Here is a 24,981-nt window from a genome sequence, read left to right on the forward strand (position 1 = left end):
GAATCCAGTAATTAAAAAATACATATATACTGAATTTTTAAAATTAAAAGCTCTCTTTTTTCTGGATTCCCGCTTCCGCGGGAATGACATAACTCTTTTTTATTTATTAGAAATATATGACTAAAACCAAACAAGAAATTTATAATAAGCGTCCAACTTCGCCGCATTTAACTATATATAAGCCGCAAATAAGTTCTACATTATCAATTTTGCATCGTATGACCGGTGTAGCTTTGTTTTTTGCGGTGTCAATCTTGGCGTGGTGGTTGATTCTTAGTAAATATGACAATAATTATTTACAGCTTGCTGAATGCTGTATTATAAAAATATGCTTAGTAGCTATTAGCTACGCTTGGTTTTATCATTTATGTAACGGCATTCGGCATTTATTTTGGGATATCGGTTACGGTTTTTCTATAAAATTGGTTAATATCACCGGTTGGTGTGTAGTGGTAGGATCTGTATTATTAACGGTATTGTTAAGGGTGTAGTAATTAAAAACGTCATTGTGAGGAGATACGTAGCATCGACGTGGCAATCTCAGGAATAATAACAAATGCCTGAGATTGCTTAGTCAATTGCTATGCAATTTCCTTGCAATGACGAAAAGCTAAAACAAATAATAGAGAAAATTAATGGTATATGATTTTAAAGCAGAAATTGTAAAAGCAAAAAATAGCGGTTCTGCTAAAAGCGGTTCTCATCATTGGTTATTGCAAAGAGTAACGGGGATTATATTAGTTTTATGTTCTGTGTGGCTAATATATTTTACGTTAACCAACAAAAATAATGATATAAATATTATTATGTGGGAGCTTAAAAAGCCTTTTAATGTAGTAGCTTTGTTAATTACGGTGGTTATTTCGTTGTATCATGCGATGCTTGGTATGCGTGTAGTAATTGAGGATTATATAAGTTGTCACAAATTACGTAATACATTGATTATAATAGTGCAATTATTTTGCATTGTGACTATTGTAGCTTTTATAGTAGCGATGTTTTATAAAGGATAAAAATTGTCATACCGCGGCTTGACCGCGGTATCCAGAAAACAATTTATAGCATTATTGTGTATTGAATTACTGGACCCCGTGGTCAAGCCATGTGGTGACAGAGGTAGACAATTCACGTATCGAAATAGTAAAAAATTAATTTAATGACCAAAGCGTATAATATCATTCATCATAAATTTGACGTAGTAGTTGTAGGTGCAGGCGGAGCAGGTCTTCGTTCTGCATTCGGTATGGCTAAAGAAGGACTAAATACTGCTTGTATAACTAAGCTGTTCCCAACCCGTAGTCATACTGTGGCTGCTCAGGGCGGAATTAGTGCGGCTCTTGGGAATATGGGCGAAGATGATTGGCGTTGGCATATGTATGATACGGTAAAAGGTTCTGATTGGTTAGGCGATCAGGATGCCATTGAGTATATGTGCAAAAACGCTCCCGATGCGATTTTAGAGCTAGAGCATTACGGTGTACCTTTCTCAAGAACTGAAGAGGGAAAAATTTATCAGCGTCCTTTTGGAGGAATGACAACAGAGTACGGCAAAGGAAAAGCAGCTCAGCGTACATGTGCTGCGGCAGATCGTACGGGGCATGCCATGCTTCATACTTTATATCAACAGTCACTAAAACATAAAGTACAGTTTTTCGTTGAGTATTTTGCTATTGATTTATTGATGGAAGATGGTGAATGTAGAGGAGTAGTTGCGTGGAATTTAGATGACGGTAGTCTGCATTGTTTTAGAGCTCATAGTGTAGTGCTTGCAACGGGCGGATACGGGCGTGCTTATTTTTCGGCGACGTCTGCTCATACTTGTACGGGTGATGGGGGTGGCATGGCGATTAGAGCCGGTCTTCCACTGCAAGATATGGAATTTGTACAGTTCCATCCGACAGGTATATATTCGGTGGGCTGTCTTATTACCGAGGGGGCAAGAGGCGAAGGGGGATATCTCGTTAATGCAAATGGTGAGCGTTTTATGGAGCGTTATGCTCCTGCTGCAAAGGATTTAGCTTCAAGAGATGTAGTTTCAAGAGCAATGACTATAGAAATCAGAGAGGGGCGAGGAGTCGGCGAGCATAAAGATCATGTATTTTTACATTTAAATCATTTATCGCCTGAGATTTTACATAGTCGTTTGCCCGGTATCTCTGAGACGGCTAAAATTTTTGCCGGTGTTGACGTGACTAAAGAGCCGATACCGGTACTTCCTACGGTACATTATAATATGGGCGGGATACCGACGAATTATCACGGTCAAGTCATAATCAAAGACGGTAAAAATCATAATAGCGTAGTAAAAGGGCTTATGGCAATCGGTGAAGCGGCTTGCGTATCGGTACACGGTGCTAACCGATTAGGATCAAATTCTTTGCTTGATTTAGTAGTATTTGGTAGAAGTTCTGCATTAAAAGCAGCCGAGCTTATTAAGCCTGCGAGTCCCCACAAGTCTATAAAAGAAGAAAGCCTTGAAAAAATTATAAATAGATTTGATAAAGTCCGTCACGCTAACGGTAATATTTTAGTTGCAGAGTTAAGGCTTAAAATGCAAAGAACTATGCAAAGCCATGCTTCGGTATTTAGAACTCAAGAGGTACTAGATGAAGGAGCAGGAATGATTAGCGAAATAAGAAGCGGCTATAAAGATATAAAAATTAACGATAAATCTTTAATTTGGAATAGTGATTTAGTGGAAGCCTTAGAGCTAGATAATCTACTTGATCAAGCTTTAGTAACGGTATATTCGGCAGCTGCAAGAAAAGAAAGCAGAGGAGCTCATGCACGTGAAGATTATCCTGATCGTAATGATGGGGATTGGATGAAGCATACTCTTAGCTCTATCGATGAAGCAGGTGAAGTAGTTCTTGATTATAAACCTGTGACTTTAACTACTTTAACCGATGAAGTAACAGCAGTCCCGCCGGCGAAGAGAGTGTACTGATGAATGTTCTTATGTCATTCCTGCAAAAGCAGGAATCTAGAAATCTTTAATGTCATCCCGCGATTTAATCGCGGGATCCAAAAATGCTTATTTTTTTAGATATCACGGTCAAGCCGCGGTATGACAAGAAAAAAATATATATAAAATATGTTTGAGTATTTAATAAAATTCTATCCAAAAATCTTTTTTATTGTAGAGGGAACTTTGGTCACTTTAAAATATAGCGTTATTGCCGTTATATTCGGTTTAGTAATAGGGATGCTGCTCGCTATTTGTAAGGTAAATAAAAATCGTGTTTTAAGGCTTTTTGCAAATTTCTATACTTCTATTTTCAGAGGAACGCCTTTATTAATTCAATTAAGTATTATTTATTTTGCTTCACCTTATATCATAGGCGTTAAATTTAGTGTGTTTATGGCGGGAGCTATTTCTTTTTCTCTTAATTCGGGAGCATATGTTTCCGAAGTAATCAGGGCAGGGATTAATGCAGTTGATAAAGGGCAGCTTGAAGCGGCTGAAGCTCTTGCTATTCCAAAGTTTTTAATAACGAAAGATATAATCCTGCCGCAAGCAGTTAAAAATATTTTTCCGTCATTAGTAAATGAGCTTGTAAATTTGATTAAAGAATCAGCCATTATTTCTATGCTTGGAGAAATGGATTTAATGCGTAGAGCACAAATTGTATCAATTGAAACATATAATTATTTTTTGCCAATGCTTATTGCTGCGTGCTGTTACTATATTTTAGTGATGTTAATCAGCTTTATAGCAAAAATAATTGAGAAAAAAATGATTGTTAATTAAAACATGCTTGCTTTTATGGAAAAAGTAATTATAATTTAAATTTAGTGTAATTTACAAATTCTTATAATTTGTATTTAGAAATGATTGAAAATAAAGGGTGGAAGTATTTTTCACCCTTTAATTATCGTATGTATAAGTTTTTTTGGAGTATTTTTTTTAATGCCGACATATAATCAATTAGTACGTTTTGGGAGAAAGTCAAAAACTCGTAAGACCAAATCTCCTGCCTTAGAATCTAATCCTTTTAAAAGCGGTGTTTGCCTAGTTGTGAAAACCGTTACCCCTAAAAAGCCTAACTCTGCACTTCGTAAGATTGCAACGGTGCGTTTAAGTAATAAAAGAACCGTAAATGCATATATTCCTGGTGAAAAGCATAGTGTAAAGGAACATGATAGGGTGTTAGTAAGAGGCGGTCAGGTTCCTGATCTTCCGGGAGTGAAATATCATATCGTACTCGGTGCTTATGATATTGCCGGAGTTAAAGGACGTAAGCAAGGTCGGTCACGTTACGGTGCTCCTCGTAAACAAGTTGCAGTTACAAAAAAATAAATTATTAGTTAGAGAGAAAAAATAAAATGTCACGTCGTCATGCCGCGGAAAAGCGAGTAATTTTACCTGATATGAAATATAACAGTATTTTACTGTCAAGATTTATCAATAATATTATGAAAGAAGGGAAGAAAGCCCTTGCAGAGAAAATTGTTTATTCAGCCTTTAATAAAATTGAAAAGAAGCATAGAGTTGATCCGTATCAAACCTTTAATAATGCTATGCATAACGTGAAGCCGCATTTAGAAGTAACTTCGGTTAGGGTTGGAGGAGCTAATTATCAAGTTCCGACGCATGTTGGTGAAAGAAGAGGATATGCCCTTGCTAGCCGTTGGATTATTAATGCTGCGTCAAAACGTTCTGAAAAAATGATGATTGATAAACTTGCCGAAGAGCTGTTTGAAGCTTCTAATAATAGAGGCGTTGCCATTAAGAAGAAAGAAGATACTCATAAAATGGCCGAAGCTAATAAAGCTTTCTCTCATTTTAGCCCTAAAAAAATGAAATAAGGTAGGGTGTAATGAGTAAAATAAATAAACTTGAGCATATTCGTAATATCGGTATATGTGCTCACATTGATGCCGGTAAAACCACAACTACCGAACGTATTTTATATTATACCGGTAAATCGCATAAAATAGGTGAAGTTCATGAGGGTGGTGCTACCATGGATTGGATGGAACAAGAACAAGAACGCGGTATAACCATTACCTCAGCTGCTACTACTTGTAGATGGCAAGATAAAATAATTAATATTATCGATACTCCTGGACACGTTGACTTTACTATCGAAGTAGAGCGTTCGCTTCGTGTTCTTGACGGTGCGGTTGCAGTATTTGACGGTGTAGCAGGTGTTGAACCGCAGTCAGAAACGGTTTGGAGGCAAGCAGATAAATATAATGTTCCTAGAATGTGTTTTGTCAATAAAATGGACAGAATGGGAGCAGATTTTTATAGATGCGTTGAAATGCTCAAAGATCGTTTAGGAGCAAAACCGCTTATTATTCAGTTGCCTATAGGGATTGAAGAAAATTTTAAAGGTATAATTGATCTTGTTAAAATGAAAGCAGTGATTTGGAAAGATGAAGCACTTGGAGCTGAGTATTTTGAAGAAGATATACCTGCCGATATGAAAGATAAAGCTGAAGAATATCGTGCTAAATTACTTGATATGGTTGTTGAGTTAGATGATCATGTTATGGAAAAATATTTATTAGGTGAAGAAGTAACAGCAGAAGAGATTAAAAGATTAATCAGAAAAGGTACTATTTCAGCAGCATTTTATCCGGTTTTATGCGGTAGTGCTTTTAAAAATAAAGGGGTACAGCCTTTACTTGATGCCGTAGTAGATTTCCTACCTTCGCCTATTGATATAGGTATAGTAAAAGGCATGGAAGTAAGTACCGGTGAAGAAAAAGATTTCCCTATTTCGGTAACTGAGCCTTTTGCAGCTTTAGCATTTAAAATTATGAATGACCCGTTTGTCGGTTCATTAACTTTTATTAGAATATATTCAGGTAAAATTACTTCAGGAACAACTGTTATTAATACCGTAAAGAATAAAAGAGAAAAAATCGGTAGAATGCTATTAATGCATGCTAATAATCGTGAAGACGTAAAAGAAGCATCAGCAGGTGATATAGTAGCTTTAGCAGGCCTTAAAGATACTACCACAGGTGATACGTTATCCGATATTGATCAGCAAGTAATCTTAGAAAGAATGGAATTTCCAGAGCCGGTAATTGAGCTTGCGGTAGAACCTAAATCAACAGCCGATCAAGAAAAAATGGGCCTCGCACTTTCTCGTTTAGCAGCTGAAGATCCATCATTTAGAGTGTCAACTGATCATGAAACAGGACAAACAGTGATAAAAGGAATGGGAGAACTCCATTTAGAAATTATCATTGATCGTATGAGAAGAGAGTTTAAGGTCGAAGCAAATATTGGAGCTCCTCAAGTAGCATATCGTGAAACTATAACAAAAGCTTGTGAAATTGATTATACCCATAAGAAACAATCCGGCGGTGCAGGACAATTTGCTCGTGTAAAAATTATTTTTGAGCCTCTAAAAGAGGTAAAAGATTTAAAGGATGAGGATAAAAATAAAATTTTTGTCTTTGAAAGTAAAATCATCGGCGGTGCCGTGCCTAAAGAATATATACCAGGTGTTGAAAAAGGATTAAATAATATTAGAGAAACCGGTGTTATTGCCGGTTATCCTATGATTGATTTTAAAGCAACTTTAGTTGACGGTGCGTTTCATGATGTAGATTCTAGTGTACTTGCGTTTGAAATTGCTGCAAAGGCAGCATTTAGAGAAGGGATGCCGAAAGGTAATCCTAAATTACTTGAGCCGATTATGCAAGTTGAAGTTATCACTCCTGATGAATATATGGGTGATATTATAGGCGATTTAAATAGTCGTAGAGGACAAATTCAAAGCATGGATCCAAGAGGGAATGCTCAAGTAGTTATTGCGAATGTTCCTTTAGCGGAAATGTTTGGTTATGTTAATACGCTTAGGTCTTTATCTCAAGGTAGAGCTCAGTTTAGTATGATATTCTCTCATTATGATCAAGTGCCGAGTCAAGTAGCTGATATTATTAAAGCTAAAAAATAATTTAGGGGTGAGATGTCACGTCTTACAGAAATAAATGTTGTTTTGCTGTGGCAGCTTATAAATTAGAAGTACTGTTTATTATAGTAATTTTTTAATAATAACAAATATTTTTAATAAACTTTATTGATTTTTTATTAAAAATATGATAGGAGTGTAGCTCAATTGGTAGAGCGCCGGTCTCCAAAACCGGAGGTTGCGGGTTCGATGCCTGTCGCTCCTGCCATTATAGGCTTAGAGCTTTTTTGCTATAAAATATGGAATTTTTACAAAATTTGCTTATAGAGAGAAATTTGAAAGAGGTACTTCACCTCGAATCGCAGCGTACATACTAGTATGTGAGAATTACAGTGTTGGATCATCGTCTCAATTGCCTCTAGAAGTAGAATTCTGTAAGAAGTCTAATAAATTACCTAACAAAAATATGTTTAAAGAATATAAAATTTATAAGTTTTTTGAACAAGTTAAACAAGAAACTTATAAGGTAGTTTGGCCAACTAGAAAAGAGCTTGTTGCTTCAACATTAGTAGTAGTAGTAGCAGTTTTTATTTTTAGCCTAATTTGTTTGGTACTTGATTATAGTATACATAACATAATGCAGCTTTTGCTTAATATCGGCAAATAGTATAAGGAATAAATTGTGACAGAACAGAGTATAGATAATATATTGCCTTCTTCTGAAAAAAATGTAAAGCAGTGGTATGTAGTACATACGGCATCAGGAGCAGAGAAACGTATTAAAGAAGATATGCTTAGAAAAATCGCTAAACAGAAAATGACGGATTTTTTTGAAGATATATTAATACCTGTTTTTGGAGTTTCTGAAGTTAAACGCGGTAAAAATGTCAAGGTAGAAAAAAAACTAATGCCGAGTTATATCTTGATAAAGATGAATATGACTGATAAATCTTGGCATTTAGTAAAAAATATATCTGGAGTAACCGGCTTTTTAGGAAGCAAAACCACGCCAAAAGCTCTTACAGAAAGTGAAATACAAAATATTTTTAATAATTTGGAAGCAGAAGCTAAAGAGGCAAAGAATTCTAAATTGTATGAAGTTGGTGAAATAGTGACTGTTACAGACGGTCCTTTTGAAACTTTCATGGGTACAGTAGAAGAAATAGATCAAGAAAAAAATAGGTTAAAAGTTTCAGTTGCAATATTTGGTAAAGCAACTCCAATAGAACTAAATTTTAATCAAGTAAAGAAAAATGATTAAAAGTTGGACTAAATACGGTTTATTAATTACTTAAGCTGTATTGTACGAGTGTTTAGGATGTCATTGTTGCGGGATAATGCGTCATCATTGCAAGCAGGCGTAGGCTGCGTGGCAATCTAGAAGAAATAATAAAAAAATTCTGATTTACAGAATTTTTTTTCTTCCTTGTTTTGTCAACACTTACAGCTTTTCTTCGCAATGATGGGAAACAAGATCCATGCAATTGTTACAAAGTAATATTAATTTAAGAGAAAAATAAGGATATTTATAAATGTCTCAGAAAGCAATAAAAGGTTATGTTAACTTGATAATTCCGGCTGCCGGAGCCACTCCTGCACCTCCTATAGGACCGGCCCTAGGACAAAGAAAAGTTAATATTGCAGCATTTTGTAAAGATTTTAATGATGCTACGCAAGGTATGGAAAAAGGAATACCTCTGCCAATCGTAATTACCGTTTATGAAGATAGTAGTTTTTCTTTTAAAATAAAAACTTCTCCTGCTTCTTACTTTTTAAAGAAGTATGCTAAAATTACTAAAGGTTCTAGTGCTACTAAAAAAGAAGCCGTAGTAGGTAAAGTTACTATGGATGATTGTCGTGAAATTGCAAAGTTAAAAATGCCTGATTTAAATACAAAAAATATTGAAGCAGCAACAAAAATTATTTGTGGTAGTGCTGCATCTATGGGACTTGAAGTAGTGGGGAGTTAATTATTATGTCAAATAAGAAAGATGTTGCTGTAAAAATTAGCGGCGGTAAAAAAATAAGAGAAGCTAGAGAAAAAGTAAAATCAGATACTTTATATAATTTAACAAATGCAGTTGAACGGTTAAAATCAGCATCATATGTTAAATTTGACCCGGCCTTAGAAATAGTTATGAAGCTTGGAATTGATCCTAGGCATTCCGATCAAATGGTACGTGGTGTAGTTAATTTACCTGCCGGTACAGGCAAAACCGTAAGAGTTGCCGTTATTTGTAAAGAAGAAAGAGAAGAAGAAGCTAAAAGTGCCGGAGCAGATTTAGTAGGTTCAACAAATATTATTGATGAAATTAAAGCAGGAAAAATTAATTTCGATGTATGTATAGCTACTCCCGATATGATGGCAGCTGTAGGTTCAGTTGCAAGAATTTTAGGGCCAAAAGGTTTAATGCCTAACCCTAAACTTGGTACCGTAACTTTAGATATTAAAAATGCTATTAAAAATGCTAAAAGCGGTCAGGTAGAATATAGAGCAGAGAAAGCAGGTATAATTCATGCAGGGCTTGGAAAATTATCTTTTTCAGACCAAGATTTATTAAAAAATTTAAGTGCGTTTATTGAGGCAGTAATTAAAGCAAAACCTGCCGGATTAAAAGGAAGTTATTTAAAAGCAATGTATTTATCTTCTACTATGGGAGCATCGGTACAAATAGATTTAACTAGTATAGCATAATTTTTATAGCCGTTTAACGATAGTATAGTAATAATAAAAAAATTTTGTTATTTTAAGCATTTGTATCAGTTTAAATATATTAAACTGTATTATAAAAGGAGAATTAAAAGGTGTTAAGATCAGAAAAACCGGTAGCAGTCGAGGATATTGTAAATATTTATAAAGAATCGCCCTCTATAATTATTACTCATTATCACGGATTAACCGTTAGTCAAGTGAGTTCGCTTAGAGAATCACTTAAATCTCAAGAAGCAGGTTTTAAAGTAGTTAAAAATACTTTAGCAAAAATAGCTGCAAATCAAACAGGGCTTGATAGTATTGCTAATTTATTTGCAGGTCCTACTGCTATTGTTTATTCTAAAGAACCGGTTGAGATGGCAAAATTAGTAGTTAATTTTGCTAAGGCTAATGATAATCTTAAGATTATCGGTGGAATAGTCGATAATCACGTATTAGATGAACATTCAATAAAAGAACTTTCTAAGCTACCTGCACTTAATGAGCTTAGGGGTAAAATTGTTGGGTTATTACAAGCACCGGCTACTAAGGTTGTAGGTGTTTTACAAGCCCCGTCTTCGAGTATGGCAAGAGTAATACAAGCACATGCTAGTAAAAATTAACTTAAAGGTTACTGCATCAGGTATTTTAATTGATAATTAAAGAATTTTTATAGTGAAAATTAATAAGGTTTTTTATAGGATATTATTCTTATTTTAAAAAAGTCTTATAGTTTGAAGCAAAAAAGAATTTAATTAACTTTAAAATGCCTGATGTAGTAATTTCTCAATATAAAATAAAGTAAAAAGGAAAAAATTATGGCAGATTTAGCTAAAATTGAAGAACAATTATCATCATTAACATTAATGCAAGCAGCTGAGCTTGTGAAAATGCTAGAAGAAAAATGGGGTGTATCTGCAGCAGCTCCTGTAGCTGCAGCAGCTGCTGGTGTTGCAGCTCCTGCGGCTGAAGCAGTAGCTGAAAAAACTGAGTTTGAAGTAGTTTTAACAGCTGCTGGTGACAAGAAAGTTGAAGTAATTAAAGTTGTGAAGGATATCACAGGTCTTGGTTTAATTGAAGCTAAGAAGTTAGTTGATGAAGCTCCAAAGCCGATTAAAAGCAATGTGAAAAAAGCAGAAGCAGACGAAATCAAAGGTAAGTTAGAAGCTGCCGGAGCAAAAGTTGAATTAAAATAATTATTTCTGCTTTTTAGATATTTTTAAGTAAAAATTAATAAGATTCTTGTTGAAACAGTTGTTTTTATTCCAAGAAAAATCTTATGATTTTCAATCAAAAATAACTAAGTATAGATTAATTTTTTTACAGGATCTAATGTTTTTGTATTACAGATGAAATATTTTATAGCTTTAAATTAACTTCTTAAAATCCAAAAAGCCTTATTTTAGTAATTAAATTTGAATAAGGCTTTTTTGTTTAAAAATTATTTTAAAGCTAATTTGAGTTATTTTTTTGAAATAGGATAAAGCTATTACATTAAAAATCTTATTGATTAAAATAATTTTGTTAACATACCATACGTCTAGGAATTTAAATTATTGAAATTTTCTAGGTTCTGTGAACATTTATAATTGATTTTTAGTGAAAATTAATGAGATTTTTGAAGGGATAGCTACCTATTTTAAAAAAATATTATAATTTGTTGCAACAAACAAATAACCAAAATCAAATCTTTTGGGAAATGTTCGTAGAGCCACACAAGATCTAAATAAGAAACTTACTAGGTTTCTTTAATTTAAGTTCTATGTAAAAAAGTTTAAAACAGTATATTTTATTTTACTGCAAATTATAAGCATTTTATTGAAATAGGTATCTATTCCAATAAAAACTTTGCTGTTTTAAATATAAATAATTTAAATTTTATATACAGAACCTAGGTTCTGAATACTTTTGATTAATGGTTATAATTAGGAGATATTTTTAGGCGAAAATTAATAAGATTTTTGAGAGGAGAGTTTATTACTATTTCAAAAAAATCTTATGATTTACAGCTAAAAAGAGCCATAATTATGATTATTCTATTAAAAGTGCATAAGACCTAATCACTGCAATACAGGCAGTAATTTTATCAGTCAGGAGATTATATGGTTTCATTAAGGGATAATATAGAAGCACAACCCTTGTCACATAATAGAAGAATAAGAAAAAATTTCGGTCACATAAATTTAGTAGCAGATATACCGAATTTGATTGAAATTCAAAAAAATTCATATGAGAAAAACTTTCTACAGTTAAATATTAAAGATTCTGAAAGAAAAAACAAAGGTTTACAATCTATATTAAACTCAATTTTTCCTATTTCAGATTCCTCCAATATTGCTAATTTAGAATTTGTAAAATATGAATTCGATACTCCAAAATATGATGTAGAAGAGTGCAGTCAAAGAAGTTTAAGTTATGCTGCTCCTCTTAAAGTTACTTTAAGATTAAGTATTTGGGATATAGATGAGGATACCGGTACTAGAGAAATTAAAGGGATTAAAGAGCAAGAAGTATATATGGGTGATATCCCATTAATGACTAAAAACGGTACTTTTATTATCAACGGTACGGAAAGAGTAGTTGTATCACAAATGCATCGCTCACCTGGTGTATTCTTTTATCATGATGAAGGAAAAGTCCACTCTTCCGGCAAGCTTTTATATTCTGCTCGTGTTATTCCATATAGAGGGTCTTGGCTTGATTTAGAATTCGACGCTAAGGATGTTATTTATTTCAGGATTGATAGAAAAAGAAAGCTTTATACTACTACTTTGCTTAGAGCTATAGGTATGAGTACTGAAGAAATTATAAAATTTTATTATAATTCAGTAACTTATAAGCTTGTTAAAAATAAAGGTTGGGCTGTTAAATTTATACCTCAGCATATTACTGCTCATCGTTTAACAAGTGATTTAGTAGATGCAGATACCGGCAATATTCTACTGAAAGCAGGACAAAAAATTACTCCGCGTTTGGCTAAAAAATATTTTGGGGAAGGGCTTAATAATATTTTAGTAGCTCATGAAACTTTAATCGGCAAATATCTATCCGAAGATTTAAGAGATCCTGCAAGCGATGAAGTATTAGCAAAAATCGGTGAAATGATTACTGCTGATATGCTAAATGTTATTAATGATCTTAAAATTAAAAATGTTAACGTATTAGTAATCAATCCTCAATCCGGTCCATATATAAGGAACACCTTATTTGCTGATAAAAATCAGGATCGTGAGGCAGCATTATGTGATATTTTTAGGGTTCTAAGACCAGGCGAACCTGCTAATATCGAAGCGGCTGAAAGCCTGTTTTATAATTTATTCTTTGATGCGGAAAGATATGATCTTTCAGAAGTCGGGCGAATAAAAATGAATTCTAGGTTAGAGCTGAATATTTCTGAAGAAGTTACGGTTTTAACAATTGATGATATTAAAAATATCGTAAGAGTTTTAGTAGAGCTTAAAGACGGTAAAGGTATCATGGACGATATTGATCATTTAGGTAATAGAAGGGTTAGATCGGTAGGTGAATTGATAGAAAATCAATTTAGAATAGGTTTAGTCCGAATGGAAAAATCTGTAATTGAAAGGATGTCGGCAGGTGATATTGATACCGTAATGCCTCATGATTTAGTAAATTCTAAAATTTTAGTTTCAGTAGTAAAAGAATTTTTTAGTACCTCCCAATTATCCCAATTTATGGATCAAACAAATCCATTATCGGAAATAACTCATAAAAGAAGGCTGTCGGCACTCGGTCCCGGAGGTCTTAGTCGAGATCGAGCAGGTTTTGAGGTGCGTGACGTACATCCGACTCATTACGGTCGTATTTGTCCTATTGAAACACCTGAAGGTCAGAATATCGGGTTAATTAACTCTATGGCTACTTATGCTAGAATAAATAAACACGGTTTTATAGAGAGTCCGTATAGAAGAGTTAAAGATGGATGTGTAACCGATGAAGTGGTATATCTTTCTGCTATTGAAGAAGGTAAATACAAAATCGGACAAGCAAATTCTAAAGTTAATAAAGATGGAAAGCTGCAAGGAGAGTTTATTAACTGCCGTGTTGAAGGCGGTAATTTTGTAATGGTAGAACCGTATGAGGTAGACTTCATTGATGTGACTCCTATGCAGGTAGTATCGGTTGCGGCTTCTCTTATACCTTTCTTAGAAAACGATGATGCTAACCGTGCTTTGATGGGTTCAAACATGCAAAGACAAGCCGTTCCTTTAATTAAAACGGATGCACCTTTTGTAGGTACCGGAGTTGAAGGGGTAGTAGCTAAAGATTCCGGAGCGTCAGTGCTTGCATTACATGACGGTATTGTTGAGCAGGTAGATTCAAATAGAATCGTGATTAGAACTCTAGAACAAAAAGTTGACGGTTCTCCTTCGGTTGATATTTATAACTTACTAAAATTCCAAAAATCCAATCATAATACTTGTATAAATCAAAAGCCTTTAGTTAAGGTCGGTCATTACGTTAAGAAAAACGATATTATAGCTGACGGTCCTAGTACGGATAACGGTGAAATTGCTTTAGGTAGAAACGTGCTTGTGGCTTTCTTACCTTGGAACGGTTATAATTTTGAAGATTCAATTTTAATATCCGAACGTATAGTAAAAGAGGATGTATTTACATCTATTCATATTGAAGAGTTTGAAGTAATAGCTAGAGATACACGCCTTGGTCCTGAAGAAATTACCCGTGATATACCGAATGTAAGTGAAGAAGCGTTGCGTCATCTTGATGAGGTCGGAATAATTGATATAGGTGCAGAAGTAAAAGCCGGTGATATTTTAGTCGGAAAAGTAACACCGAAAAGTGAATCGCCTATTACTCCTGAAGAGAAGCTACTACGTGCTATTTTCGGGGAAAAGGCTTTTGACGTAAAAGATTCATCGCTGCATGTACCTTCCGGAGTTAGCGGTACTGTAGTAGAAGTAAGGGTATTTTCTCGTAGAGGTGTAGAAAAAGACCAGCGAGCTATTGCTATTGAAAAACAACAAATTGAAAAATTAGCAAAAGACAGAGACGATGAATTAGAAATTATTGAGCATTTTGTGTTTAGTTGGCTTGAAAAGCTTTTAGTAGGGCAGGTGATTATTAACGGTCCTAAGCAAGTAAAAGTAGGACAAACTATTACTACTGAAATGCTAAAAGGCTTATCTAAAGGGCAATTTTGGCAGATTACCGTGGAAGATGCAAATGTAATGAATGAAATAGCACAGATAAAGACTCATTATGATGAGAAAAAAGAGGCTCTTGATAAAAGATTTGCTACTAAGGTAGAGAAATTGCAAAGTGGTGATGATTTACCTCAGGGAGCTTTAAAAGTAGTAAAAGTATTTATTGCAACTAAGCATAAATTACAACCCGGGGATAAAATGGCAGGAAGACACGGAAATAAAGGTGTTATTTCACGTATCGTACCTGAAGAGGATATGCCGTTTTTAGAAGATGGAACTGTGGTAGATATTGTTCTTAACCCTCTAGGTCTTCCATCCCGTATGAATATAGGACAGATTTTAGAAACGCATCTTGGGTGGGCATCAATAAATTTAGCAAAAAAAATATCTACCTTAGTAAAGGAATATAAAAATAAACATATAGGTATTGAGCAGATTAAGAAATTCTTAATTGAACTGTATGGAGAGAATATTAATTCTGTACTTGAAAGACCGGAAGAAGAGATTATCTCTTTTTGTAAGAAAGTAAGTAAAGGCGTACATTTTGCAACTCCTGTATTTGATGGAGCAAAAGTTCAGGACATTAAAGATATGCTAAAGCTTGCCGGTCAAGACCCTTCAGGACAAGTGAAATTAATTGATGGTAGAACCGGTGAATATTTTGACCGTCTAGTAACCGTCGGACAGAAATATTTGCTGAAATTGCATCATTTAGTCGATAATAAAATTCACTCCCGTTCTATAGGGCCTTATAGCTTAGTAACGCAGCAACCGCTTGGAGGTAAGTCTCATTTCGGCGGACAGCGTTTCGGGGAAATGGAATGCTGGGCATTACAAGCTTACGGTGCAGCTTATACGTTACAGGAAATGTTAACGGTTAAGTCGGATGACGTAAACGGTAGGATCAAAACTTATGATTCTATAGTACGTGGTGAAAATAATTTTGAATCAGGCATTCCTGAATCATTTAATGTTATGATAAAAGAATTTAGATCTTTATGTCTTAACGTAAAGCTTGAAGTAACTTCAAGTTAAGAAAGGCAGGTCGTTTAGACAGATAAAAAACAAGTTTTTTATCTGTTTTACTGGATTCCCGCTTTTGCAGGAATGACATATAGGGTGTAATAAGAACTCTTGGTAGACGAAGGTCAATTTCAAAAAGAGCTAGGAGTTCACAAAGCGAGGAGCGGAGTGTATAATTAATACGTGAGCACCGCAGAACTTGTAGAACGACAACGCCAATTTTTGAAATTCACCGAGTATATACGAGTAATTTTTAAGGAAAAGTATTTATGAGCGTAGTAAATTTTTACGGACAATTAAGTAATACTCAACAATTTGATCAGATAAGGATTAATATAGCAAGTCCCGATCAGGTACGTTCGTGGTCTTTCGGTGAAGTAACAAAACCTGAAACAATTAACTATCGAACTTTTAAACCTGAGAAAGATGGTTTATTTTGTGCAAGAATTTTTGGTCCGGTAAAAGATTATGAATGTCTCTGCGGTAAATATAAGCGGATGAAAAACCGTGGCATTACGTGTGAGAAATGCGGCGTTGAAGTTACGGTTTCTAGAGTAAGACGTGAAAGAATGGGGCATATTGAACTTGCAGCTCCCGTTGCTCATATTTGGTTTTTAAAGTCGCTACCTTCAAGAATTAGTACACTTCTTGATATGACAATGCGAGATGTAGAAAAGATTCTTTATTTTGAAAATTATGTAGTAGTTGACCCAGGGCTATCGATTTTACAAAAAGGCGAACTCTTAACAGAGGAAGAATTACAGAAAGCAAAAGATAAGTACGGTGAAGATGCATTTACTGCCTCTATAGGTGCAGAAGTAATACAACAAATGCTTAAAGAGCTTGATTTTTCAAAGTTAAAGCAAGAATTATACGAGGAATTACAAACCACTTCTTCAGAAGTCAAAAAGAAAAAATTAGTAAAGCGTTTAAAATTAGTAGAGGATTTTTTAGAGTCGGAAAACAAGCCGGAATGGATGATTATGGATGTTTTACCGGTTATTCCTCCTGAAATTAGACCGCTTGTTATGCTTGACGGCGGAAGATTTGCTACTTCAGACTTAAATGAACTTTATAGAAGAGTAATTAATAGAAATAATCGTTTAAAGAAATTAATAGAGTCAAAAGCTCCTGATATAATAGTCAGAAACGAAAAAAGAATGTTACAAGAAGCGGTGGATGCGTTATTTGATAACGGTCGTCGCGGTAGAGCAGCGAAAAATGCTAATAAGCGTCCATTTAAGTCATTAAGTGATATGCTTAAAGGTAAGCAGGGGCGTTTCCGTCAGAACTTGCTAGGTAAGAGGGTTGATTACTCAGGACGTTCGGTTATCGTGGTAGGACCTGAGCTTAAACTTCACCAGTGCGGTTTACCTAAAAAAATGGCTCTGGAGTTATTTAAGCCGTTTATTTATTCTAAGCTTGAGTTGTACGGCATCGCTACAACTATTAAAGCCGCTAAAAGAATGGTGGAAGCTGAAAAATCCGAAGTGTGGGACGTGCTTGAAGAGGTAATTAGAGAGCATCCGGTTTTACTTAATAGGGCTCCGACGTTACATAGGCTTGGTATTCAAGCATTTGAACCGCTATTAATTGAAGGTAAAGCGATCCAGCTTCATCCGCTTGTGTGTACTGCGTTCAATGCGGATTTTGATGGTGATCAGATGGCAGTACATATCCCGTTATCGATTGAAGCACAGCTTGAAGCTAGGGTATTTATGATGTCTACAAATAATATCTTAAGCCCTGCAAATGGTCGTCCTATCATTGTACCGGATAAAGATATAGTGCTTGGTTTATATTATCTAACCCTTGCATTTGATAATGAAGTAGGCGCAGGGATGATGTTCTCAGATTTAGCTGAGATGGAACATGCTTTATATAATAAATTTATAACTATTCATACAAAGATAAAATATCGCAGAAATCAGTTAAATGCCGAAGGTAAAATGGTCCCTGTTATCATTGATACTACTTACGGTAGGTTAATGGTCGGTGAGTTATTGCCTTCTAACCCTAATATAGAATTCAAGTTTATTAATAAACAACTAACTAAAAAAGACATATCATTAGTTATAGATTTAGTTTATCGTCACTGCGGTCAAAAAGCTACGGTAATTTTTGCCGATCAGCTAATGAAACTAGGTTTTAAATATGCTTGTTCTTCAGGTATTTCTTTTGGAATGGACGATATGGTAGTACCGGAATCTAAGAGTACTCATATCAACGAAACTCAGCTTGAAATAAAAGAATTTGAACAACAATATTCAAACGGTTTAATTACTTACGGAGAGAAATATAATAAAGTAGTCGATGCTTGGTCAAGATGTACCGATAGAGTAGCAAACGACATGATGAAAGAGATTGCTACGCCTCCGGTTAATGATGATCCAAATCATCAGAAAATAAATGCTATATATATGATGGCTATTTCTGGAGCAAGAGGTTCTTTCCAGCAAATTAAGCAGCTAGGCGGTATGCGGGGTTTAATGACCAAATCAAACGGTCAAATTATACAAACTCCTATTATCTCTAACTTTAAGGAAGGATTAACTGAATTTGAGTGTTTTAATTCTGCTAACGGAATGCGTAAAGGGCAAATAGATACGGCTTTAAAAACGGCAAGTTCAGGTTACTTAACAAGAAAATTAGTAGATGTTGCACAAGATTGTATTATTACTGAAAAAGATTGTGGAACTGATAAAGGAATTGAAGTTAAGAGTGTTATTGAAGGCGGAGAAGTTATAGTACCTTTAGCTGAAAAGATTTTAGGTCGTACTGCTGCTATTGATATATTTCATCCGGTAACTAATGATCTAATTCTCAATAAAGGCGAGCTTATTAATGAAGCAAAGTTAGAGCAGATTGAGTCGGCGGGACTCGACAGAATTATGATAAAATCCGTATTAACCTGTGAAAGTACTACCGGTATATGTAGCATATGTTACGGTAGGGATCTTGCTACTGGTACATTAGTATCGGAGGGTGAAGCAATCGGGGTTATTGCTGCTCAATCTATCGGTGAACCGGGTACGCAGCTTACAATGAGAACTTTCCATATCGGAGGAGCGGCAACAAAAGGTGCTGAGGTTTCTTCCGTAGACGCTTCCTATGACGCAAAAGTGAAAATTATAAGCCGTAACGTTGTTATTAATTCCGAAGAACGCAAAATTGTTATGAGCCGAAATTGTGAATTATTATTGCTTGATAATAACGGTAATGAAAAGGCTCGTCATAAAATTCCATACGGTGCTAGATTACTTGTTGATGACGGTGATATGGTGATTAAAACTCAAAAACTAGCAGAGTGGGATCCTTATACTATACCGATTATCACGGAGAAGTCAGGTAAAGTTTTATTCAAAGATATGGTTGAGGGTATTTCTATTCGTGACGTAACTGACGAAGCTACCGGAATACCGAGTAAAGTTATTATTGAATCAAAGCAATATTCACGCGGTGCAGAATTACGCCCGCGTATACAGCTTTTAGATGCTAAAGGTGAAGTTATCACCTTATCAAACGGTTTAGAAGCTAGATATTACTTGCCGGTTGGAGCAGTTTTAAGCGTAGAAGACGGAGTACAAATATCGGTAGGTGATATCATTGCACGTATACCGAAAGAATCAACCACTACTAAAGATATTACCGGTGGTTTACCGAGAGTTGCCGAGCTTGTAGAAGCAAGACGCCCTAAAGATCATGCAGTTATTGCAGAAATTGACGGTAGAGTAGAATTCGGTAAAGACTATAAATCTAAGAGGCGTATTATTATACATCCGATTGATGAAACAATGTCTATTGAGTATATGGTACCAAAAGGCAAGCATGTTGTAGTTAACGAAGGTGATTTTGTTAAAAAAGGTGATTTATTGATTGACGGTAATCTGGTACTTCAAGATATTTTAAAGGTAATGGGCGTAGAGGTTCTTGCAAATTATATTGTTAAGGAGGTTCAAGCCGTTTATCGTCTACAAGGTGTAAAGATTGATGATAAGCACATAGAAGTTATTATCCGTCAGATGTTACAAAAAGTAGAGGTTACGGATTCAGGCGGAACTACGTTATTAGTAGGTGAAAAAATAGATAGACATGAATTTGATGAGATAAATGAAAAAGCTATGAAAAACGGTTTAAAACCTGCTGAAGCACAATTAATATTACAAGGTATTACTAAAGCTTCTCTGCAAACTAGGTCGTTTATCTCTGCGGCATCATTCCAAGAGACTACTAGAGTTTTAACTGAAGCAGCTATTGCCGGTAAAGTAGATAAGTTGCGAGGACTAAAAGAAAACGTGATAGTTGGACGATTAGTACCTGCCGGAACCGGTTACTTTATGGATAAAATGCGTAAAGCAGCTGTAAAGCTTGATGAAGAGAATGTATAAATATACTAAGATAGAACTTGAAAAATTGGCTGTGTCGTCTTTGTAAGTCCTAGGATGCTGAACGTTTAATATACGCTCCGCTCCTCGACTTACAGACTCTTTGCTCTTTTCCAAGTTGATCTTCGTATGTACCGGATAGTTTATAAAAAACCCGTCATTGCAAGCCAGCATTTATGCTGGCGTGGCAATCTCATGAAATAATAACAAACTCCTGAGCTGGCTTTGTCAATTACTTTGTAATTTCCTCGCAATGACTAGGTGGTATCCACGCAACAATGCCTTCCTAGCTAGAAGCGGGAGTCCAGAAAAATAACCTTACTACGCATTATTGACAAAAAAAGCCTAAAAAAACTTGGTTTTTATAGGCTTTTTTTTATTTCCCGCTTGCGAAATGACGCTTTAATAACAAGCAATCGGTGCTGTTAAATGCTCGTAGGTTTGACCTAAATAAGATACTGGTTGTTCAAAGATACACGTATTATTGTCATCATAATTATAATTACCGTATAATTGTAACTTTGCTAAAGAATCTTCATATTGGAAGTTTTCAAATGTTTCTTGATTTTTAGATATCTGAATTTTTGCTAAACGATGTTTAACATAATTTTTCAGTACCTCTTGACAAATTGCATCATGTAAAGCTTTTAACATGAGTAAGCTTACTAATGGGTTAATATCATTATTTGCATTAGTAGTAATCGTAGCTTCTTCGTGTTTTTGATCAATAGACATCTTTCCAAACTTCGCTTCTAGAGGTAATTTAGACGTCGATCCGGTACTCGCATCCTCACGTATGTCTATATACGCTGCGGTGCTGCGTTCCGTATCTCTTTTAAATTCCTCTCTATAAGCTGGTTTAGAAAGGTGTCTAACAGGCAATTCAGAAATTAAAGACTCTTCATTGCTTACTTCTACCTTATCTGTTTCAAGGTTTTCTGATTCAGCATTGACTTTTTTTTCAAAATTTATCTCTGGGAAAAGTGCTATCACATCCGTTATTTCAAGTTTTCCTCCTTTTTTACCTACTTCATAAGCTTTAGCAATAATTTGTTTATAAATAACGTTAATTAATGCTCGTTTTGTTTGTATTTCATCAGAATAGCTAATTCCCCCTTCGTTCCAAAACCTTACTATTTTAGGCAAAGCAGGAATATATTTACCGGCCTTTGCTAAAAATTTTTGTATAAATGTAGGTTCAATAAGAGGGATTAGTGTAGGATTTTCTTCATATTTTCTAAATATATACTCGACAACTTTAGGTATATTTTGATCTGGTTCTACTTCGTCAGGTAAGCCGTGTAATATTTTTTTGGCTGTTGCTTGACCAATCTTCTTATACAAAATATTAACCCCGATCCATGTCCATCCCGGATTAGTCGTAAAACAAAGCTTTGTTACATAAAATGCTAGCGATATAGGTAGAGATAATAACTTTAAATAGTTAAGGCAAGTATATCGCACCGGATGAGGCGTGAGACTATAAATCTCAGCCATACCTTGGTTTAACTCACATGATGCTTTAATCATTTTATACTTCTGATTAATTAAATGAGAGGTGATGTCATGTACTGGCATATTATTACTTTTACTTAAAATTTAACTAAATCCGTCAGCAAGATATAAAAGATGTTAACATTTGTCAAATACTATTTAATGAGATTTTGTTTTAAATCATATAATACTTGCAAAGTTTTATCAAGATAAATAGAATGATCCAAAATCAAAAATAATATAAGGAGTAAGTATGCTTAACATAAACTTTGTGAATGAAGACTCATCTACTAATCAAGGTCTAGTAGTGTTTATTGATGAACAGTTAAAGCTTGATAGTAATTTAATAGGACTTGATCAACAACATCATGGATTAATTTCTAAAACTATTCAGAATAAACTGCAATTTACCGGTAAATATGGACAGATTAAGGTTATTCCGTCCGTTATTAAATCAGGCGAGGTTAGATATTTGATAATAACAGGTCTTGGGAATGAAGAAAAATTAACTGAAGCAAAAATTGAAGAGTTAGGCGGCAAAATCTTACAGTATGCAACCGATTGTAAAATTTCTACTATCGGCTTAAAACTTACAAATAGAATTAGCAGGTTTACATCTCAAACATTTGCATCTTTAGTTGCTAGCGGTGCGTTTCTTGCTTCTTACAGATTTGATAAATATAGAACTACCTTAAAAGAAGCAGAGAAGTTCGCAGTAGAGTCAATTGAAATTTTTACCGATAATAGCACTGAAGCGGCAAAATTATTTGAAATCAAAAAATTAATTGCTGAAGCAGTATTTTTTACAAGAGATATAAGTAATGAACCGTCAAATATTAAAACCCCTCAAGTTTATGCCGAAAGAATAGTTGATATACTTGAACCGCTAGGAGTAGATGTTGATGTTATCGGTGAACGTGAGATGAAAAACCTTGGTATGGGAGCATTACTTGGTGTGGGGCAAGGTTCACAAAACGAGTCAAAGTTAGTGGTGATGGAATATAAAGGCGGTAGTAAAGATGCTCCGACTATTGCTTTGGTCGGTAAAGGAGTGATTTTTGATACAGGTGGTATTTCATTAAAACCGTCAAGTAATATGCACTTAATGAGATATGATATGGGAGGTTCTGCAGCAGTTGTGGGTACCATCATTGCGATTGCCGGTCAAAAATTACCTATAAATATAGTCGGTGTTGTAGGGCTTGTCGAAAATATGCCGTCCGGTAATGCACAGCGTCCAGGGGATGTAGTAACTACCATGTCAGGGCAAACTGCCGAAGTTTTAAATACCGATGCAGAAGGGCGTTTAGTACTTGCTGATGCTGTTTGGTATGCACAAGAAAAATTTAAGCCTAAATGCGTGATTGACGTTGCAACTCTAACAGGAGCAATAACCGTAGCACTTGGTAATACATATGCTGGTTGTTTTTCCAATAATGATGAGTTAGCTGATAAGTTAATAAAAGTAGGGGAAGAAGTTAATGAAAAACTTTGGAGAATGCCACTGCACGATGAGTATGATGCAATGATTAACTCCGACATAGCCGATATGGCAAATATCGGGAACGTACCGGGAGCTGCTGGAAGCTGCATAGCTGCACATTTCATTAAACGTTTCATTAAAGATGGAGTAGATTGGGCTCATTTAGATATAGCAGGCGTTGCAAATAGTAATAAAGCTTCAGCACTCGGTCCTAAGGGGGCAGTAGGATACGGCGTGAGATTACTAGAGAAATTTATCAAAGAATATACTTAAATGCTATTCTTGCGTTGCATTGCCCGTATGGATACCGAGTTGTCATTGCGAGCAGCCTAAGGCTGCTCGCAATGACGGAAAAAACTATCCACATGGGCAATACTGAGCTAAGAATGACATTAAACTTCGTCTATTTATTATTCGTTTATTCTGAATATAATTATGAACACAATGAATAAACCTTATATATTTGTTATAGGTAATGAGAAAGGCGGAGCAGGTAAAACTACCTGTTCTATGCATCTAATAATCGCTCTGCTTTATCAAAATTATTCGGTAGTAAGTATAGATACCGATTCACGTCAAAGTTCGTTAACGAATTATTTAAAAAATCGAGATTTACATAATAAACAAAATCCTGATAAATCTGTATTAGTACCGAAACATTTTCATATATCGGAAAGCGAAGTAGAAGAGCAAGCAAAGAGTTTTGAGCAGATACTCAAAAATAATCAGGATGTCGATTATGTAGTGATTGATACCCCAGGCAGTTATACTCCTTTATCAAGGGTTGCTCATTCTTACGCCAATACAATTATTACACCGATTAATGATAGCTTTCTAGATTTAGACGTAATAGCAAAAGTTGATAGCAAGGATGAAATTATTAGCCCATCAATATATAGTCAAATGATTTGGGAGCAGAAAATGGAACGTGCTAGTCGTGATAGAATTAGTATAGATTGGGTAATACTTCGTAATCGTTTAAGTAATCTTGATGCATTAAATAAAAGACGCGTAGGAAATGTGTTAGCTAAACTTGCTAAAAGAATTAACTTTAAACTCGCAGAAGGATTTAGTGAACGTGTAATATATAGGGAGTTATTTTTACAAGGTCTAACATTACTTGATCTAAAAACTGCAAAATATGATAGAGCATTTAATAGCTCACACGTGCTTGCACGTCAAGAATTACGAAATTTTTTAGACTTTCTAGGTATTAAGGCTGCGTTCAAAGGTTAATTTCTATTAAAGTTTTTCTTGTACAAAGTTAAAATATATATATAATGCGCAAAATTAATATGTTTTAACTTTATAAGAGAAACAAATGCCAAATATTGCTGAAAATATTTCAAAACTACCGGAAGAACAAGAAAAAGTTAATAAGCTTGTTGATCAATATAAAAATTTAACTCCGGAAGAACAAAAAATTGTTGATAGAAAACTTAAGTCACATTTTACAAAAGAAGAGCTAAAACAAGATGAGCTTAAATCAAGAATGAATAGGATACGTAGTAATTTGTCTAAGCAAGACCAAGAAAAACTACAAGCAGGTAATAATTCTATAGGTGAAATAGCAAAAGATGTATTATCGTTAGTTAAAGGAATAATAAATCTAGTCGAAAATGTTGCAGAGATAATTAAAAATCCTAAGAAAGCAATATATGAATGGATTAAAGGTGAGTTAAATCAAGTAAAACCTCAACAACAAAATTATCAGCAACACCCATCAAAGCCAAAAGCTGCTGCAATATCAAGATAAAACTTTGGCAAGATAAATTTTTAGTTTTTATTTGCGAAAATTTGCGATTTTATGTATATAATATAGGGAAAATCGTATAATAAA

Annotated in this window: 19 protein-coding genes and 1 tRNA gene; 19 read left to right on the plus strand and 1 reads right to left on the minus strand. The window is 34.7% G+C overall.

Annotated elements, in window-relative coordinates; genetic code table 11:
* Positions 1–116: 116 nt before the first annotated feature.
* The 16 genes from sdhC (at position 117) to rpoC (ending at position 20,167) form a co-directional block, all read left to right on the plus strand.
* Positions 117–491 carry a succinate dehydrogenase, cytochrome b556 subunit gene (sdhC, locus tag MCI_RS04870; RefSeq protein ID WP_014409900.1) on the plus strand — a complete coding sequence of 125 codons (375 nt, stop codon included), beginning with the start codon at positions 117–119 and terminating at the stop codon, positions 489–491.
* 144 nt (positions 492–635) lie between these two features.
* Positions 636–1,013: a succinate dehydrogenase, hydrophobic membrane anchor protein gene (sdhD, locus tag MCI_RS04875; RefSeq protein ID WP_014409901.1), complete on the plus strand. Its 378-nt coding sequence runs from the start codon at positions 636–638 to the stop codon at positions 1,011–1,013.
* A gap of 143 nt (positions 1,014–1,156) precedes the next feature.
* The gene (sdhA, locus tag MCI_RS04880) at positions 1,157–2,947 is read left to right on the plus strand and encodes a succinate dehydrogenase flavoprotein subunit (RefSeq protein ID WP_014409902.1); all 1,791 of its coding nucleotides are present in this window, start codon (positions 1,157–1,159) and stop codon (positions 2,945–2,947) included.
* A gap of 147 nt (positions 2,948–3,094) precedes the next feature.
* Positions 3,095–3,751: an amino acid ABC transporter permease gene (locus tag MCI_RS04885; protein WP_014409903.1), complete on the plus strand. Its 657-nt coding sequence runs from the start codon at positions 3,095–3,097 to the stop codon at positions 3,749–3,751.
* Between the two features lie 159 nt (positions 3,752–3,910).
* Complete coding sequence (gene rpsL / locus MCI_RS04890) at positions 3,911–4,300, plus strand: 30S ribosomal protein S12 (RefSeq protein WP_004996647.1); 390 nt, start codon at positions 3,911–3,913, stop codon at positions 4,298–4,300.
* Positions 4,301–4,326: 26 nt separating this feature from the next.
* Positions 4,327–4,809, plus strand: coding sequence for a 30S ribosomal protein S7 (rpsG, locus tag MCI_RS04895; RefSeq protein ID WP_014409904.1), 483 nt, complete (start codon positions 4,327–4,329; stop codon positions 4,807–4,809).
* An 11-nt stretch (positions 4,810–4,820) separates the two neighbouring features.
* Positions 4,821–6,920, plus strand: coding sequence for an elongation factor G (fusA, locus tag MCI_RS04900; protein WP_014409905.1), 2,100 nt, complete (start codon positions 4,821–4,823; stop codon positions 6,918–6,920).
* 147 nt (positions 6,921–7,067) lie between these two features.
* Positions 7,068–7,143 (plus strand) — tRNA-Trp (locus tag MCI_RS04905).
* Positions 7,144–7,341: 198 nt separating this feature from the next.
* Entirely contained in the window at positions 7,342–7,542 is a 201-nt protein-coding gene (gene secE / locus MCI_RS07890) for a preprotein translocase subunit SecE (RefSeq protein ID WP_004996644.1), read from the plus strand.
* A gap of 15 nt (positions 7,543–7,557) precedes the next feature.
* The gene (gene nusG, locus MCI_RS04915) at positions 7,558–8,136 is read left to right on the plus strand and encodes a transcription termination/antitermination protein NusG (protein ID WP_014409906.1); all 579 of its coding nucleotides are present in this window, start codon (positions 7,558–7,560) and stop codon (positions 8,134–8,136) included.
* 271 nt (positions 8,137–8,407) lie between these two features.
* Entirely contained in the window at positions 8,408–8,845 is a 438-nt protein-coding gene (rplK, locus tag MCI_RS04920) for a 50S ribosomal protein L11 (RefSeq protein WP_014409907.1), read from the plus strand.
* Positions 8,846–8,850: 5 nt separating this feature from the next.
* Positions 8,851–9,570, plus strand: a complete 720-nt coding sequence (gene rplA / locus MCI_RS04925) for a 50S ribosomal protein L1 (protein ID WP_014409908.1) — start codon at positions 8,851–8,853, stop codon at positions 9,568–9,570.
* 110 nt (positions 9,571–9,680) lie between these two features.
* Positions 9,681–10,190 (plus strand): 50S ribosomal protein L10, encoded by a 510-nt coding sequence (rplJ, locus tag MCI_RS04930; RefSeq protein ID WP_014409909.1) that lies wholly within the window; start codon positions 9,681–9,683, stop codon positions 10,188–10,190.
* Between the two features lie 195 nt (positions 10,191–10,385).
* The gene (gene rplL / locus MCI_RS04935; protein WP_014409910.1) at positions 10,386–10,763 is read left to right on the plus strand and encodes a 50S ribosomal protein L7/L12; all 378 of its coding nucleotides are present in this window, start codon (positions 10,386–10,388) and stop codon (positions 10,761–10,763) included.
* Between the two features lie 906 nt (positions 10,764–11,669).
* The gene (gene rpoB / locus MCI_RS04940) at positions 11,670–15,791 is read left to right on the plus strand and encodes a DNA-directed RNA polymerase subunit beta (protein WP_014409911.1); all 4,122 of its coding nucleotides are present in this window, start codon (positions 11,670–11,672) and stop codon (positions 15,789–15,791) included.
* Between the two features lie 257 nt (positions 15,792–16,048).
* Positions 16,049–20,167 carry a DNA-directed RNA polymerase subunit beta' gene (gene rpoC, locus MCI_RS04945; RefSeq protein WP_014409912.1) on the plus strand — a complete coding sequence of 1,373 codons (4,119 nt, stop codon included), beginning with the start codon at positions 16,049–16,051 and terminating at the stop codon, positions 20,165–20,167.
* Positions 20,168–20,566: 399 nt separating this feature from the next.
* Here rpoC and MCI_RS04950 read toward each other — a convergent pair whose 3' ends face one another.
* A complete protein-coding gene (locus tag MCI_RS04950; RefSeq protein WP_014409913.1) occupies positions 20,567–21,742 on the minus strand; it encodes a palindromic element RPE1 domain-containing protein in 1,176 nt (391 codons plus the stop codon).
* A 169-nt stretch (positions 21,743–21,911) separates the two neighbouring features.
* On the opposite strand from MCI_RS04950, the gene MCI_RS04955 reads away from it, so the two are divergent.
* The 3 genes from MCI_RS04955 (at position 21,912) to MCI_RS04965 (ending at position 24,897) form a co-directional block, all read left to right on the plus strand.
* Entirely contained in the window at positions 21,912–23,414 is a 1,503-nt protein-coding gene (locus MCI_RS04955; RefSeq protein ID WP_014409914.1) for a leucyl aminopeptidase, read from the plus strand.
* A gap of 162 nt (positions 23,415–23,576) precedes the next feature.
* Positions 23,577–24,377, plus strand: a complete 801-nt coding sequence (locus MCI_RS04960; RefSeq protein WP_014409915.1) for a division plane positioning ATPase MipZ — start codon at positions 23,577–23,579, stop codon at positions 24,375–24,377.
* 85 nt (positions 24,378–24,462) lie between these two features.
* A complete protein-coding gene (locus MCI_RS04965; protein WP_014409916.1) occupies positions 24,463–24,897 on the plus strand; it encodes a hypothetical protein in 435 nt (144 codons plus the stop codon).
* Positions 24,898–24,981: the final 84 nt, after the last annotated feature.

The sequence above is a fragment of the Rickettsia montanensis str. OSU 85-930 genome (genome assembly GCF_000284175.1).
In the GTDB taxonomy this organism is placed as follows: domain Bacteria; phylum Pseudomonadota; class Alphaproteobacteria; order Rickettsiales; family Rickettsiaceae; genus Rickettsia; species Rickettsia rickettsii.

Bases quoted from the DNA above. Each gene is read 5' to 3' on its own strand.
- sdhC (WP_014409900.1), top strand. From the start codon at position 117: ATGACTAAAACCAAACAAGAAATTTATAATAAGCGTCCAACTTCGCCG.
- sdhD (WP_014409901.1), top strand. From the start codon at position 636: ATGGTATATGATTTTAAAGCAGAAATTGTAAAAGCAAAAAATAGCGGT.
- sdhA (WP_014409902.1), top strand. From the start codon at position 1,157: ATGACCAAAGCGTATAATATCATTCATCATAAATTTGACGTAGTAGTT.
- MCI_RS04885 (WP_014409903.1), top strand. From the start codon at position 3,095: ATGTTTGAGTATTTAATAAAATTCTATCCAAAAATCTTTTTTATTGTA.
- rpsL (WP_004996647.1), top strand. From the start codon at position 3,911: ATGCCGACATATAATCAATTAGTACGTTTTGGGAGAAAGTCAAAAACT.
- rpsG (WP_014409904.1), top strand. From the start codon at position 4,327: ATGTCACGTCGTCATGCCGCGGAAAAGCGAGTAATTTTACCTGATATG.
- fusA (WP_014409905.1), top strand. From the start codon at position 4,821: ATGAGTAAAATAAATAAACTTGAGCATATTCGTAATATCGGTATATGT.
- secE (WP_004996644.1), top strand. From the start codon at position 7,342: ATGTTTAAAGAATATAAAATTTATAAGTTTTTTGAACAAGTTAAACAA.
- rplK (WP_014409907.1), top strand. From the start codon at position 8,408: ATGTCTCAGAAAGCAATAAAAGGTTATGTTAACTTGATAATTCCGGCT.
- rplA (WP_014409908.1), top strand. From the start codon at position 8,851: ATGTCAAATAAGAAAGATGTTGCTGTAAAAATTAGCGGCGGTAAAAAA.
- rplL (WP_014409910.1), top strand. From the start codon at position 10,386: ATGGCAGATTTAGCTAAAATTGAAGAACAATTATCATCATTAACATTA.
- rpoB (WP_014409911.1), top strand. From the start codon at position 11,670: ATGGTTTCATTAAGGGATAATATAGAAGCACAACCCTTGTCACATAAT.
- rpoC (WP_014409912.1), top strand. From the start codon at position 16,049: ATGAGCGTAGTAAATTTTTACGGACAATTAAGTAATACTCAACAATTT.
- MCI_RS04950 (WP_014409913.1), bottom strand. From the start codon at position 21,742: ATGCCAGTACATGACATCACCTCTCATTTAATTAATCAGAAGTATAAA.
- MCI_RS04955 (WP_014409914.1), top strand. From the start codon at position 21,912: ATGCTTAACATAAACTTTGTGAATGAAGACTCATCTACTAATCAAGGT.
- MCI_RS04960 (WP_014409915.1), top strand. From the start codon at position 23,577: ATGAACACAATGAATAAACCTTATATATTTGTTATAGGTAATGAGAAA.
- MCI_RS04965 (WP_014409916.1), top strand. From the start codon at position 24,463: ATGCCAAATATTGCTGAAAATATTTCAAAACTACCGGAAGAACAAGAA.